The sequence below is a fragment of the Pantoea sp. X-Soil-ISGK-421 genome, assembly GCF_059730785.1.
Genome location: NZ_AP035979.1, coordinates 3,957,029 through 3,971,166, shown reverse-complemented (window position 1 = coordinate 3,971,166; position 14,138 = coordinate 3,957,029). Strand labels below are relative to the sequence as shown.

At 52.8% G+C, this 14,138-nt stretch carries 16 protein-coding genes; 10 read left to right on the top strand and 6 right to left on the bottom strand.

What is annotated here, in order from left to right; all coding sequences use genetic code 11:
• Window positions 1-56: 56 nt before the first annotated feature.
• Both AC6I8K_RS18405 and envC read right to left on the bottom strand, forming a co-directional pair.
• A complete protein-coding gene (locus AC6I8K_RS18405; protein ID WP_483816450.1) occupies window positions 57-962 on the bottom strand; it encodes a divergent polysaccharide deacetylase family protein in 906 nt (301 codons plus the stop codon).
• A gap of 3 nt (window positions 963-965) precedes the next feature.
• Entirely contained in the window at window positions 966-2,267 is a 1,302-nt protein-coding gene (gene envC / locus AC6I8K_RS18400; RefSeq protein WP_497827186.1) for a murein hydrolase activator EnvC, read from the bottom strand.
• Window positions 2,268-2,516: 249 nt separating this feature from the next.
• Here envC and AC6I8K_RS18395 point away from each other — a divergent pair, with 249 nt between their 5' ends.
• The 5 genes from AC6I8K_RS18395 to cysE all read left to right on the top strand — a co-directional run bounded on the left by AC6I8K_RS18395 (window position 2,517) and on the right by cysE (window position 5,630).
• A complete protein-coding gene (locus AC6I8K_RS18395) occupies window positions 2,517-2,948 on the top strand; it encodes a rhodanese-like domain-containing protein (protein WP_007885326.1) in 432 nt (143 codons plus the stop codon).
• An 18-nt stretch (window positions 2,949-2,966) separates the two neighbouring features.
• Window positions 2,967-3,221, top strand: coding sequence for a glutaredoxin 3 (grxC, locus tag AC6I8K_RS18390; protein WP_483816449.1), 255 nt, complete (start codon window positions 2,967-2,969; stop codon window positions 3,219-3,221).
• 40 nt (window positions 3,222-3,261) lie between these two features.
• Window positions 3,262-3,726, top strand: coding sequence for a protein-export chaperone SecB (gene secB, locus AC6I8K_RS18385; protein ID WP_007885330.1), 465 nt, complete (start codon window positions 3,262-3,264; stop codon window positions 3,724-3,726).
• Window positions 3,726-4,745, top strand: coding sequence for an NAD(P)H-dependent glycerol-3-phosphate dehydrogenase (gene gpsA / locus AC6I8K_RS18380; protein ID WP_064741514.1), 1,020 nt, complete (start codon window positions 3,726-3,728; stop codon window positions 4,743-4,745). The genes secB and gpsA overlap by 1 nt, the downstream gene beginning before the upstream one ends.
• Before the next feature lie 69 nt (window positions 4,746-4,814).
• Entirely contained in the window at window positions 4,815-5,630 is an 816-nt protein-coding gene (cysE, locus tag AC6I8K_RS18375) for a serine O-acetyltransferase (protein ID WP_497827185.1), read from the top strand.
• On the opposite strand, the gene trmL is transcribed toward cysE, so the two are convergent.
• The 3 genes from trmL to cpxR are packed head-to-tail and all read right to left on the bottom strand — an operon-like array spanning window position 5,627 to window position 8,207.
• A complete protein-coding gene (trmL, locus tag AC6I8K_RS18370; RefSeq protein ID WP_497827184.1) occupies window positions 5,627-6,100 on the bottom strand; it encodes a tRNA (uridine(34)/cytosine(34)/5-carboxymethylaminomethyluridine(34)-2'-O)-methyltransferase TrmL in 474 nt (157 codons plus the stop codon). The two genes, cysE and trmL, sit on opposite strands and share 4 nt — an antisense overlap.
• Window positions 6,101-6,135: 35 nt before the next feature.
• On the bottom strand, window positions 6,136-7,512 hold the full coding sequence (gene cpxA, locus AC6I8K_RS18365) for an envelope stress sensor histidine kinase CpxA (protein WP_064741511.1): 1,377 nt from the start codon (window positions 7,510-7,512) through the stop codon (window positions 6,136-6,138).
• A complete protein-coding gene (gene cpxR, locus AC6I8K_RS18360; RefSeq protein WP_064741510.1) occupies window positions 7,509-8,207 on the bottom strand; it encodes an envelope stress response regulator transcription factor CpxR in 699 nt (232 codons plus the stop codon). The genes cpxA and cpxR overlap by 4 nt, the downstream gene beginning before the upstream one ends.
• A 150-nt stretch (window positions 8,208-8,357) precedes the next feature.
• Between cpxR and cpxP the strand changes: the two genes are divergently transcribed.
• The 5 genes from cpxP to AC6I8K_RS18335 all read left to right on the top strand — a co-directional run bounded on the left by cpxP (window position 8,358) and on the right by AC6I8K_RS18335 (window position 13,173).
• Window positions 8,358-8,870, top strand: coding sequence for a cell-envelope stress modulator CpxP (gene cpxP / locus AC6I8K_RS18355; protein WP_497827183.1), 513 nt, complete (start codon window positions 8,358-8,360; stop codon window positions 8,868-8,870).
• Between the two features lie 201 nt (window positions 8,871-9,071).
• Window positions 9,072-9,974 carry a CDF family cation-efflux transporter FieF gene (fieF, locus tag AC6I8K_RS18350; RefSeq protein WP_497827182.1) on the top strand — a complete coding sequence of 301 codons (903 nt, stop codon included), beginning with the start codon at window positions 9,072-9,074 and terminating at the stop codon, window positions 9,972-9,974.
• Between the two features lie 209 nt (window positions 9,975-10,183).
• On the top strand, window positions 10,184-11,146 hold the full coding sequence (gene pfkA, locus AC6I8K_RS18345; RefSeq protein ID WP_007885343.1) for a 6-phosphofructokinase: 963 nt from the start codon (window positions 10,184-10,186) through the stop codon (window positions 11,144-11,146).
• Between the two features lie 146 nt (window positions 11,147-11,292).
• The gene (locus AC6I8K_RS18340; RefSeq protein WP_483816444.1) at window positions 11,293-12,282 is read left to right on the top strand and encodes a sulfate ABC transporter substrate-binding protein; all 990 of its coding nucleotides are present in this window, start codon (window positions 11,293-11,295) and stop codon (window positions 12,280-12,282) included.
• Window positions 12,283-12,414: 132 nt separating this feature from the next.
• Complete coding sequence (locus tag AC6I8K_RS18335) at window positions 12,415-13,173, top strand: CDP-diacylglycerol diphosphatase (protein ID WP_483816443.1); 759 nt, start codon at window positions 12,415-12,417, stop codon at window positions 13,171-13,173.
• 84 nt (window positions 13,174-13,257) lie between these two features.
• On the opposite strand, the gene tpiA is transcribed toward AC6I8K_RS18335, so the two are convergent.
• Window positions 13,258-14,025 (bottom strand): triose-phosphate isomerase, encoded by a 768-nt coding sequence (tpiA, locus tag AC6I8K_RS18330; protein WP_008109693.1) that lies wholly within the window; start codon window positions 14,023-14,025, stop codon window positions 13,258-13,260.
• Window positions 14,026-14,138 lie beyond the last annotated feature (113 nt).

Below are 14,138 nucleotides of genomic sequence, written 5' to 3'. Positions count from 1 at the left end.
AAACGGCAGCCTCGTATTGAGGCTAACGCTAAAGGTCAGTTGGCATTTTAACTCGTCTACAACAATGACTCTAAACGCTTGAACAATGGGCTTTGTGCAATGCTGTCACTGACCAACTCAACAGCATAGCTCTGCGGCACTGCCGGTAACGGTTTACCTGGCTTACACATGCTCGGCGCGCGGAACCGCGGATTTGGCACCGGCTGGTTCCTGGATGGCGGCGGTGTGAGCCCCTGATGCAGCCGCTCATTCAGCAACTGGCTTGGGCGCACTAATGTGATATCTGCTGGCAATGTCGGCAACATCTGTTGCAGTACGCGCACCGTCGTAGGATGCGGATGACCAATGGCGATGGCATAACCATCGCGCTGTGCCAGTTTCACAGCACGGGTAAACTGCGTGCGGATGGAAGCTTCATCCTGGCTATCATCAAGAAACACACGACGTTTAAGCACTTTAACGTTGGTGCCTTGCGCTGCCGGAATCGACTGACTGTTACCAATCGTCATGCTATCGAGAAAGTAATAGTTGTAGTGATTAAGCACCTGCATCACTTTCTGCATGCCAGACAGACTGGACGTCATTTTGCTGCCCATATGATTATTCAGCCCGACCGCGTAGGGCACTTTGCCACTGGCTTCACGAATAATACGTTCGATTTCCGTGCTGCTCATCTCTGGCGTCAGCGTGTCTTTCTCCAGCGGCTGTTTACTGAGCGGCGCCATGGGCAGATGAATCAGCACCTCGCGACCGCCCTGATGGGCTTTGGTGGCCATCTCGCGGGCATGCGGGGCATTTGGCAGGACCGCAACTGAAATCGCGGTGGGCATCTGCAGCACCTTATTCTCTTCTTTTGGCCGATAACCGAAGTCGTCGATCACGATGGAGAGTTTACCCGCATGGGCTGAAAGTGATAGAAATAGGCCGCACAACGCGACCGAGAGCTTAGAGGGTTGAAACAAAACTTATCTTCCTAACCACGGTAGTGGATTGACGGCCTGTCCTTGACGTCGGATTTCAAAGTAGAGCGAAGGCGTGCCGCGGCCGCCACTGGTGCCTACAAGGGCGATAGGCTGTCCTGCCTTCACCTGAGCACCTACGCTCACCAGTGCACTTTGGTTGTAACCATAAAGGCTCATATCACCTTTACCGTGTTCCAGTACTACAACCAGACCGTAGCCTTGCAGCCAGTCGGCCATTAATACACGTCCATCAGCGATGGCTTTCACTTCGGTACCTTCTGGCGCAGCTACCACCAAACCTTTCCAGCGCAATTCGCCCTGCATCGATTCACCGAAGCGATGTTCAATACGTCCACGTACCGGCCAGACGGCTTGCCCGCCGGGTTTGCCCAATCCACCGGTACGCGCCATCAGCTCACGTTCACTCTGCGTAGGCTGATAGTTTGATCCTTTAGCTTTCGCCTGCGCCTGACGCTGCCGCACTTTTTCCGCCTCGCGGGCTTCACGTTCGGCACGTTCACGCGCTTCACGCTCTGCCTTAGCAATTTTGCTCTGCAGACGGCTTTCGTTCTCACGCATTTCAACCAGGTCAGCCTGATCTTTTTCCAGCGAACTCTCTAGCACGGTGAGCGTTTTCTTGCGCGCCGCGCTGGCCACTTCCAGCTTGCTTTGCTGCGTCTGTTGCTGGGCTAACAGCGATTTTTGTTGTTCCTGTTTGCCCTGCAACGATTGTCGCTGTTCCGCTAATTGCTGCTGGGTTTGCTTAAGATCGTCGATATTTTTTTGGCGCGCAGCATTGAGATAGCCGAAATAGGCAAGAATGCGCTCACTGCGCTGGGCTTCTTCACCACCGAGCAGCAACTGTAAACCATTGTGCTGTCCCTGACGGAAGGCGGCATCAAGCTGTTGCGCCAGGAGTTTTTCTTGTTGTGCCTGCTGCTTTTCCAAACGCGAAATCGAGGAGGTGACCTGCGCGATTTCACCGTCGAGGGTACTTAAACTGTTGCGCGTTTCACGCAACTGACGGCTGGCCTGCGCAATCACTTTTTCCTGACTTTGCAGCTGATCCAACAGTTTACTGCGCTGCAGTTTCTGCGCTTTCACGCTCTTTTCTTTCTCGGCGATGCCCTGTTGAATGGACTTCAATTGCGTTTTGTTGTCATCCGCGCTGCGAGCGGCAGCAGGCATAAAAAGTGTGCCCGCCAGAAGCAGACTGAGGGAGATTTCGGACCAGCGGAATGACAACGGAGACGTGATGCCGTTGTGACGGGTCCTTGTGTGTGTAACGGTCGCTTTTCCCTTCATAGTCGATAATTATTCCACGATGAACAGCCGCTTACCAGTTGGCCTGGCCGGGTTTTACTTTGCTAAAAATGTCTGCACCGAGCTTACCGGCATAAACTTTGTCTTAATTTTGCGATTAGAACACTTTTTTTGGAAAATGACGCACAAATCGTAACTCTGTCCCCTTAGCGACTGTACATGCGAAGTGGCGCAGGTATACTCAGAACCCTTGTTTTAGCTTATCAGCCCGGTTTGGAGTCGTTACCCCTCATGCAAGAAATTATGCAGTTTGCAAGCAATCACCCCATCCTCAGTCTGGCATGGGTTGCTTTACTCGTTCTCGTGATTGTGACCACCGTTAAAGGTATGTTCTCTAAAGTAAAAACTATCAGTCGTGGTGAAGCAACCCACCTGATTAATAAAGAGGACGCGGTGGTGGTAGACGTTCGTTCACGTGACGATTACCGCAAAGGACACATTTCTGGGGCTATCAACGTAGCGGCAGCAGACATCAAAAAAGAGAGTTTTGGCGAGCTGGAAAAGCACAAGTCACAACCCATAATTGTAGTTTGCGCCACTGGTCAAAGTGCGGGTGAATCTGCGGCGAAATTGAGCGCGGCGGGTTTTGAAAAAGTCTCCGTACTGAAAGATGGCGTGAGCGGCTGGAGTGGTGAAAATCTGCCACTGGTACGCGGTAAATAACTTCTTAGAGGTCACCGTATGGCGAATGTAGAGATCTACACCAAAGTCACTTGTCCTTATTGCCACCGTGCAAAGGCGCTGTTGGATCAGAAAGGCGTGTCGTTCCAGGAGATTCCCATTGACGGGAACGCGGCGAAACGTGAAGAAATGATTCAACGCAGCGGCCGTACTACGGTGCCGCAGATTTTTATTGATGCGCGGCACATTGGCGGCTGTGATGATCTTTACGCGCTGGATGGGCGTCAGGGACTTGATCCTTTACTCCAGGCATAACTTTTCGGTCAGACAATTTTAACTCACAGGATTTAGTCACATGTCAGAGCAAAGCAACAGCGAAATGCAGTTCCAGATTCAACGTGTTTACACCAAAGATGTTTCTTACGAAGCGCCAAACGCACCTCAGGTTTTCCAGAAAGAGTGGGAACCAGAAGTGAAGCTGGACCTGGATACCGCCTCTTCTCAGCTGGCTGACGGCGTTTTTGAGGTCGTTCTGCGTGTTACTGTAACGGCAACCGTTGGTGAAGAAACCGCATTCCTGTGTGAAGTACAGCAGGCGGGTATTTTCACCATCAGCGGTATCGAAGGGACGCAGATGGCACATTGCCTCGGTGCTTACTGCCCGAACATTCTGTTCCCTTATGCACGCGAATGCGTAACCAGCCTTGTGTCTCGTGGGACTTTCCCGCAGCTCAACCTGGCGCCCGTTAACTTTGATGCGCTGTTCATGAACTATCTGCAGCAGCAAGGTGAAGGCGAAGCGCCACATCAGGATGCCTGATGACTACCCTCAACGCTTCAATAAGCGTCATCGGTGCCGGCTCGTACGGCACCGCATTGGCCATTACGCTGGCCCGTAACGGCCACCCGGTTCTGCTCTGGGGCCACAATCCACAAAGCGTGGCGCAGCTGCAAGCTGACCGCTGCAATGCCGCTTTCCTGCCTGATGTTCCTTTCCCTGACAATCTCGTTCCTGAAGCCGATTTGGCTACCGTGGTTAACGCCAGTCGCGATCTGCTGGTCGTGGTACCGAGCCATGTATTTGGTGATGTGCTAACGCAGCTTAAGCCGCATTTGCGTGCCGATTCACGGATTGTCTGGGCAACCAAAGGGCTGGAAAAAGAGACCGGCCGTTTACTGCAGGACGTGGCGCGTGAAATCCTTGGGGATGCGATTCCGTTAGCGGTGATTTCCGGGCCAACTTTTGCTAAAGAGCTAGCAGCAGGCATGCCAACGGCTATTGCACTGGCAGCTACCGACGCGCAGTTTGCAGAAGATCTGCAGCAGAAGCTGCACTGCGGGAAGAGTTTCCGCGTCTACAACAATCAGGATTTCATCGGCGTGCAATTAGGTGGCGCGGTGAAGAATGTGATTGCGATTGGTGCGGGGATTTCAGACGGCATTGGCTTTGGTGCCAATGCGCGTACCGCGCTGATTACGCGAGGCCTGACGGAAATGAGCCGTCTTGGCGCCGCGTTGGGTGCGGATGCCACCACCTTTATGGGTATGGCCGGTTTAGGCGACTTGGTGCTGACCTGTACCGATAATCAGTCGCGCAATCGTCGTTTTGGCATGATGCTGGGGCAAGGCGAGAGCGTAGACGAGGCGCAACGCATTATCGGACAAGTTGTAGAAGGCTATAGAAACACCAAAGAAGTCAAAGCATTGGCAGCTCGCGTCGGCGTAGAAATGCCCATTACCGAGCAGATTTATCAGGTGCTCTATTGCGGAAAATCAGCGCGAGAGGCAGCATTGACCTTACTTGGCCGTGCAAGGAAGGACGAAAACAGCCAAAGCTGAAGCAGGATGCGCCAGCGTCACCACCTGTAGCGCCCCATCAGGCGCTTTTTTTATCGGGAGCATACAGCAATGTCGTCTGAAGAGTTAGAACTGGTCTGGAACCATATCAAAGCTGAAGCCAGAGCCCTGGCCGACTGTGAACCGATGCTGGCCAGCTTTTACCATGCGACATTGCTTAAACACGAAAACCTCCGTAGCGCGCTCAGTTACATGCTCGCCAACAAGTTGGCGAATCCTATCATGCCAGCCATTGCCATCCGCGAAATCGTAGAAGAAGCCTACCGAGAAGACCCAGAGATGATTGTCTCCGCGGCCTACGATATTCAGGCTGTACGCCAGCGCGATCCCGCGGTTGATAAATACTCCACGCCGCTGCTCTATCTGAAAGGCTTCCACGCCTTGCAGGCTTATCGCATCGGCCATTGGCTGTGGAAAGAGGGCCGCCGCGCGCTGGCTGTCTATCTGCAGAACGAAATTTCCGTCTCGTTTGCCGTGGATATTCACCCGGCGGCGCGCATTGGTCGCGGCATCATGCTTGACCATGCCACCGGCATTGTCATCGGCGAAACGGCGATCATTGAAAATGATGTTTCAATCTTGCAATCGGTGACGCTGGGCGGTACGGGTAAAACCAGCGGCGATCGCCATCCGAAGATCCGTGAAGGCGTGATGATTGGCGCGGGTGCCAAGATTCTGGGTAACATTGAAGTGGGACGCGGGGCGAAAATCGGGGCGGGTTCTGTGGTTCTTCAGCCCGTACCACCGCATACCACTGCTGCTGGCGTGCCAGCGCGCATTGTCGGCAAACCCACCAGCGATAAACCGGCGATGGATATGGATCAACACTTTAACGGCGCTGGCTTTGAGTATGGCGACGGCATTTAACCCTTGATCAGTGCGCCAGCATAATCAAGCTGGCGCCACGCTTCATAGACCACGACAGACACCGCATTAGAGAGATTCATGCTGCGGCTTTCCGCCATCATGGGAATACGTATTTTCTGCTCAGCCGGCAGTGCATTGAGAATCTCCCCCGGTAATCCGCGGCTCTCTGGACCAAATATCAAATAATCGCCTTTCTGATAGCTCACCGCGCTGTGCGCTGGCGTACCTTTGGTGGTGAGTGCAAACAGGCGCTGCGGGGCTTCTGACGTCAGAAATGCCACGTAATTTGCGTGTTTTTTTAAGGCGGTATATTCGTGATAATCCAGCCCAGCGCGACGCAGGCGCTTATCATCCCAGGCAAAACCTAGCGGTTCGATAAGGTGTAACTGGAAACCGGTATTCGCGCACAGACGGATGATGTTGCCGGTATTAGGTGGGATTTCAGGTTCAAATAAAACAATGTTTAGCATAAGGCCCCCAGAAACGAGGGCCGAAGCATAACAAATTATTGGCGTGCGGAGTACAGCGGCAGCCAGAGCGTGAGGCGCAAACCGCCTAACGGGCTATCATCGGCTTTGACCCAACCGCGATGCTGCTGGACAGCCGTTTCAACAATCGCCAGACCTAAACCCGTACCGCCGGATTCACGGTCGCGAGCCTCATCGGTACGGTAAAACGGACGGAATATCTGCTCGCGATCCTCTGGGCTGACGCCAGGACCATCATCATCGACGTGGATAGTGATGCCTTCAATATCCACCGAAAAGCTAACGCTGATGTGTGAGTTTGAATAGCGCAACGCATTGCGCACGATATTCTCCAGCGCACTCTCCAACGCATGCGGATTCCCATAAAGCGGCCACGGGCCTGGCGGATAAGGTACATCCATCAGCTTGCCCATCTGCTCGGCTTCAAATTTGGCATCTTCCAGCACGCCGTTCCACAGCTGATTAGCTTTCATCGCCTCGCTAACCAGCGCGTTGTTGTGCTGCGTGCGTGACAGCACTAGCAAATCGTTAATCATGCCATCAAGGCGCTGCGCTTCAGTTTCAATACGCTGTAACTCTTTACCTTCACCATTACGACGACGCAGCAGCGCTGTTGCCAGCTGCAAGCGGGTTAACGGCGTCCGTAATTCATGACTGATGTCAGACAGCAAGCGCTGCTGCGCAGTCATCATGCGTTCGAGCGCGCTCACCATTTGGTTGAAACTGGAACCCGCGGCCAGGAATTCCTGCGGCCCTGATTCCAGTTCCGGATGCTGACGCAAATTGCCGCTCGCCACTTCATCCGCAGCATATTTCAGTTTGCGCGCCGGACGCGCCAGACTCCATGCCAGCCACAGCAGCAGCGGCGAGCTAATCAGCATGGTGACAATCAGCAATAGCAGCGGACGATCAAACAGCAGATTGACGAAGTCGAGTTGCGAGCTGGTAGCAGGACGAATCAGATAGAGCTGATAGTTGTCTTCGCCATCGCGGACGGCGAAGGGGCCCACCATCTCAACGCGACCATACTTCTTCTTCTGCGGATGATCGGCATTATCAGACTGGCCAATGAAGTTGCGAATGATCTGCATTTCGTTGTGCTGCGCGCCAATCACGCGGCCTTCGCTGGTAACCAAGAGTAAACGCTGGCCGGGCGGTGCCCATTTATCGATGGAGCGGAACAGCCGACGCCACCACATCAAGTCGTTCGGTGGATCCTGAGACAATTCCGCTTCAACGTGCTGTTCAATCATGGTGCCCTGACGCTGCTCGCTTTCCAGTAACGCTGTCATCTGGCGCGAATCGAGTTTGGGTACCATTAAAACCAGCATCAACACCAACGCTAGCGTGAGCCAGAAGATGGCGAAGATGCGAGTAGTTAAACTTCCTATCATGATACCGAAACCATCAGATAGCCGCGTCCGCGCAGGGTTTTAAACCACGGATGACCATCACGACGTTCCGGCAATTTACGACGCAGGTTAGAAATGTGCATATCGATAGCACGGTCAAACGGTGTCAGACGTTTGCCTAACACTTCCTGACTAAGATGCTCACGTGATACCACCTGACCCAGATGCTGTGCCAGCAAATAGAGCAGAGTGAATTCGGTGCCGGTGAGATCCAACGTTTCACTATCGAAGCTGGCTTCCTGACGACCTGGATTCAGGCGCAGGCAATCCACTTCCAACGTTGGCGAACTGTTGTCGTGCTGTTGCTGCTGCTCGCTCCAGTTTGAACGGCGCAAAATGGCACGGATACGCGCCACCAGTTCGCGATCGTTAAACGGTTTCGGCAGATAGTCGTCCGCGCCGAGTTCAAGGCCGAGAACGCGGTCCAGTTCGCTGCCACGTGCAGTCAGCATAATGACCGGAGTTTGGTGCTGTTGGCGTAGTTCTTTCAACGTGTCGATACCGTTCTTCTTCGGCATCATCACATCAAGTAAAAGCAAGTCCACGGTGTTGTCTAACAGGTTAAGCGCCTGCTCACCATCGCTTGCCACAATGACTTCAAAACCTTCCATCTCAAGCAGTTCTTTAAGCAGCGAAGTTAATTCGCGGTCGTCATCAACCAACAGGATTTTATTCATTTTTTATTGCCCTCCGCAGGCAAAATACCGTGTTCCTTGACTTGCAATCCAACGCTTTACGTAGTTTTACACCCCCTGACGGATGTTTGCAGCCACCGCCGTACACTGGCTCTCGTTGAATCGCAAAACGGAACGAACTGGGAGTTAACGATGCGCTACTTAACCGCCGTCGTCATTGCCTCAGCGATGGTTCTCAGTCACGCCAGGGCCGAAGCAGCAGACACGACGACGATTGACGAGATGCATCAGAACAGCGGATTGACGACAGGCAGTATGACGCAAAATCCGCAAAGCTACATGTTCGATGGCATTGAGCTGACTGAACAACAGCGGCAACAGATGCGAGACCTGATGCAGCAAGCGCGACACGAACGCCCAGCAATCAGCGTTCAAGACATAGAAACTATGCATGACCTTGTCATTGCAGACAAATTTAATGAATCGGCTATCCGACAGCAGGCAGAGAAACAAGCCCGCGCAGCAGTAGAGCAGCAAGTCGAGATGGCTCGGGTTCGTAATCAGATGTACCACCTGCTAACGCCTGCACAGCAAGCGACATTGCAGAAGAATTATGAGCGACGATTGGCTGAAGTTCGTCGACTCTCAGGATTGCAGCCATCATCACCGCTGCAAGCAGTGAGTAGTACCAGCAGTAACCAGTAACATAGTATCCCTGTTTTCCTTGCCATAGACACCATCCCTGTCTTCCCCCGCATGATGCGGGGGTTTTTTTTGCCTGTCATTTCCCTCTAACATCATTGCCTTAAAATTCAACCATGCAGCACACTTCTGCCGATGATAAGGTTTAGCCATCTTACGACGAAAAGGCCGTACCTTTGATATGTGCGACCTGCGAGGCATGGCATGGATTCTTCCTATGCAAAGTTAGTCAATCGGGCGGCGCTGGCGGCGACCACGCTGGCCACGGTGCTGTTAATTGTGAAAATATTTGCCTGGTGGCATACCGGTTCAGTCAGCATGTTGGCGGCGTTGGTGGATTCCTTAGTGGATATCGCCGCTTCACTTACAAACTTGCTGGTGGTGCGCTATTCGCTGCAGCCAGCCGATGATGATCACACCTTCGGCCACGGTAAAGCGGAATCACTCGCCGCACTGGCACAGAGCATGTTTATCTCCGGATCAGCGCTGTTTCTGTTTCTCACCGGCATTCAGCATCTGGCATCGCCCGAAACCTTGCATGCCCCGCTGGTGGGCATTGTGGTGACGGTGATTGCGCTATTTTCCACCCTGACATTGGTTGCCTTTCAGCGTTGGGTGGTGCGTCGCACACGAAGTCAGGCGATTCGTGCGGACATGCTGCACTATCAATCTGATGTGGTGATGAACGGCGCAATATTGGTTGCCCTAGGTTTGAGCAGCTATGGTTTTGTACGGGCGGATGCTTTGTTCGCGCTCGGCATTGGCGTTTATATTCTCTACAACGCCTTGCGGATGGGTTATGAGGCCGTGCAGGCGCTGTTAGACCGCGTACTGCCTGAGCATGAAACGCAGGAGATTATTAACGTGGTGACCAACTGGCCTGGCGTACGCGGCGCGCATGCGCTACGCACACGACAATCAGGCCCCACACGTTTCATCCAGCTGCATCTGGAGATGGAAGATCAGTTACCGTTGGTGCAGGCGCATCAGGTGGCGGATCAAGTTGAGCAGGCGTTACTAAAGAAGTTTCCCGGTTCAGACGTGATTATCCATCAAGATCCCTGCTCTGTTGTACCGAGCAATCAACACGGCTTTTTTCAAGGTTAGCGATTTAAAATCATGCAATTACACAAAAAAAGTGACGTAACGCTAACAACTCTGTAAAAAATTAGAGAAAACTTGTCTGACCTGAATCAATTCAGCATCAAGCCTTTGATATACTATTCTGCAACTATTAAGCCATGCGATCGCGAGCTGGTCCACGCCGGACACATGGCAGGAATAATCCTTAGTTTTTGAACAATCCAGAGGTTGTCATGATCAAAAAAATCGGAGTATTGACCAGCGGCGGCGACGCCCCAGGCATGAACGCAGCCATTCGCGGAGTTGTACGTTCCGCGCTGAGTGAAGGACTGGAAGTTTTTGGTATTTACGACGGCTATCTGGGATTGTACGAAGATCGCATGATTAACCTCGACCGCTACAGCGTGTCAGACATGATCAACCGTGGCGGCACTTTCCTCGGCTCCGCACGCTTCCCAGAATTCCGTAATGATGAAGTGCGCCAGACCGCGATTGATAACATGAAAAAGCGCGGTATCGATGCGCTGGTGGTTATCGGCGGTGATGGTTCCTACATGGGTGCGAAGCGCCTGACCGAAATGGGCTTCCCGTGCATTGGCTTACCGGGCACCATCGATAACGACGTGGCAGGCACCGATTACACCATCGGTTATTTCACTGCGCTGGAAACCGTGGTTGAAGCGATTGACCGCCTGCGTGACACCTCATCTTCCCATCAGCGTATCTCCATCGTCGAAGTGATGGGCCGTTATTGCGGCGATTTAACGCTGGCGGCAGCCATTGCCGGCGGTTGTGAATTCATCGTGTTGCCAGAAATCCCGTATACCCGTGAAGAGCTGGTTTCCGAGATTAAGGCGGGCATCGCCAAAGGCAAAAAACACGCCATTGTGGCGATCACCGAGCACATCTGTGATATCGACGATCTGGCTCACTTCATTGAAGCTGAAACCAAACGTGAAACCCGCGCGACTGTGCTGGGTCATATTCAGCGTGGCGGCGCACCTTGTGCTTATGACCGCATCCTCGCCTCGCGCATGGGTTCTTACTCTATTGAGCTGCTGCTGCAAGGTTATGGCGGGCGTTGCGTCGGTATTCAGAACGAGAAGATGGTGCATCACGACATCATCGACGCAATTGAAAACATGAAGCGTCCGTTCAAACGTGATTGGCTCGATACCGCGAAAAAACTCTACTAATCATTCAGCACTAAGGCGCGATGAGATTCGCGCCTTTTTTATACCTGCACATATTCCACACGGTTATAACAGCTTATTTTTAATTCTTTAATCCATGGATAAGTTTGTGTCAGTCTTGTTCTATAACGACCTCGGGAGAGCAAGCAATGAATAAGTGGAGTATTGGAGTCACCCTGTTACTGGCTTCAACCAGTGTTCTGGCAAAGGATATTCAACTGTTAAACGTCTCTTACGATCCTACCCGTGAGCTGTACGAGCAGTACAACAAAGCATTTAGCGCGCACTACAAGCAGGAAACCGGCGACAACGTGGTGATTCGCCAGTCGCACGGCGGATCGGGTAAACAAGCGACCTCCGTGATCAATGGCATCCGTGCTGATGTGGTTACGCTGGCGTTGCAATCCGATGTGGATGCTATTGCTGACCGTGGTCGTATCAATAAAGATTGGATTAAACGCCTGCCGGACAACTCCGCGCCATACACCTCGACCATCGTGTTCCTGGTGCGCAAAGGCAACCCCAAAGGCATTCATGATTGGCCAGATCTGATCAAACCAGGCGTTTCCGTTATCACGCCAAACCCGAAAACGTCGGGCGGCGCACGCTGGAACTATTTAGCTGCATGGGGTTGGGCACTGGATCAAAACAGTGGCGATCAGGCTAAAGCTCTGGCTTACGTGAAATCGCTGTTTAAGAACGTTGAAGTACAGGATTCCGGCGCACGTGGTGCGACTAATACCTTCGTAGAACGTGGAATTGGTGATGTGCTGATTGCGTGGGAAAACGAAGCCTATCTGGCGGTGGATAAGCTGGGTAAAGACAAGTTTGAAATTGTCACCCCAAGCGAATCGATTCTGGCAGAGCCAACGGTTTCGGTGGTGGATAAAGTGGTCGACGAGCAGGGCACCCGTAAAGTGGCCGAAGATTACCTCAAGTATCTCTATTCGCCGGAAGGCCAGACCATTGCCGCAGAGAACTTCTACCGTCCACGTGACGAAACGGTAGCCAAGAAGTTTGCGAATAAATTCGCGCCGGTGAAACTGTTCACCATCGACAGCAAGTTTGGTGGCTGGACACAAGCCCAGAAAACCCACTTCGCTGATGGCGGCAGCTATGATCAGGTGATGAAACCTTAACGACTCCAGAAACGGCCAGCGATAATGCTGGCCGTTTTTTTATGCCTAATGGAAGGCAATACGGATTAATCCGTGACTTTCATCACCTGCCAGGCGAGGATGCTGGCAGGTGATGAACAGAGGATTCGGGCTATGCAGGGCAGTCGTCGTACCCTGAAGTTACTTACCGTGTTATTGGTGCTGCTCATTGTCGGACTGATTGCCTGCGCCATCCATTTCCAGAAAAATTCCAACGCCTTGTGGCAGATCATCAGTGAAAAGTGTGTGCCAAATATGGCGGCGAATGGCAAACCTGCACCTTGCCAGCAGGTGAACCGCGCGCAGGGATACGTCACGCTGAAAGATCTCAACGGTCCGTTGCAGTATCTGCTGATGCCGATCGAAAAAATCACCGGCATGGAAAGTCCCATCATTCTTGAGCCCGTTACGCCGAATCTTTTTGCCGAAGCCTGGCAACAGCGTGCATTACTGGTGCAGAAGCTCGGCGCGCCGATCCCAGATAGCGCGCTGTCGCTGGCAATCAATGCCCAATATGGGCGTACCCAGAATCAGCTGCATATTCATATCTCTTGTCTGCGGTCGGATGTGCGTCAGCAACTCGATGCACTGGCACCAAAGCTTAATGCGCAATGGCAAAGCGAAACGCTGCGCAAGCATCGTTATTGGGTGCGCACGCTTTCAACGACAGAACTGGCGGAGCAGAGTGCGTTTATCCGTCTGGCGAATGAAATCCCGTATGCGCGCACGGAGATGGGGAAATATGGTCTGGCGCTGGCGCAGCTGCCGGATGGTCGCTTAGCCCTGCTGGCGTTGGAACGTAACTGGCTCAAACTGAACAGCGGCTCGGCGGAAGAGTTGCAGGATCATAACTGTGGGATTTTGGCGCACTAACGCTTTTTCGCAGGATCGCCTTGAATGGCGGCCAATAAAAAAGGCGGCTAATCAGCCGCCTTTTTCTGCATCGAAAACGTTACGTTACGCGTTTTTCGCAGCTGCCGCCGCTTTCACGATCACTGCGAAAGCATCTGCTTTCAGTGAAGCGCCGCCAACCAGTGCGCCATCAATATCGGGCTGGGTGAACAGCTCAGCGGCGTTTTTGTCGTTTACCGAGCCGCCGTACTGAATGATCACTTGCTGTGCGATAGCAGCATCTTTCTTCGCGATGTGGTCACGAATGAATTTGTGCACGGCCTGCGCCTGCGCTGGAGTGGCTGATTTGCCGGTACCGATCGCCCAAACTGGCTCGTAAGCGATAACCGCGCCTTCGAACGCTGCAGCGCCCTGCGTTTCCAGCACGGCGTCGATCTGACGTGCGCACACTTCTTCAGTTTTGCCCGCTTCGTTTTCTGCGTCAGTTTCACCGATGCACAGAACCGGCACCAGGCCAGCTTCTTTCACTACGGCAAATTTCTTCGCGATGAACTCGTCGCTCTCTTTATGGTAGGTGCGGCGCTCAGAGTGGCCGATGATGATGTATTTCGCGCCAACGTCTTTCAACATGTCTGCGGAAGTTTCGCCAGTGAATGCGCCAGACAGATTAACGTCAACGTTCTGAGCACCCAGAGCAATGTGGCTACCGGAAATGGCGTGTTTTGCCAGGTCCAGATAGATGGCTGGCGGTGCAATCGCGACGCCACAACCATCAACACCAGACAGCTCTTTGCGCAGGCCTTCAATCAGCTCTTTGGTGATCTGCTTGCTACCGTTCAGTTTCCAGTTACCCATAACCAGTGGATGTCGCATTCTTTCCTCCGCATAACGCGATTCATGAAATAGCGCTGCCATCGGGCAGCGATGTCTGCGAGACAGTATAGAGATCAAATGGATTGCTGGCTTTGCTTTTCGTCATTTTTGCC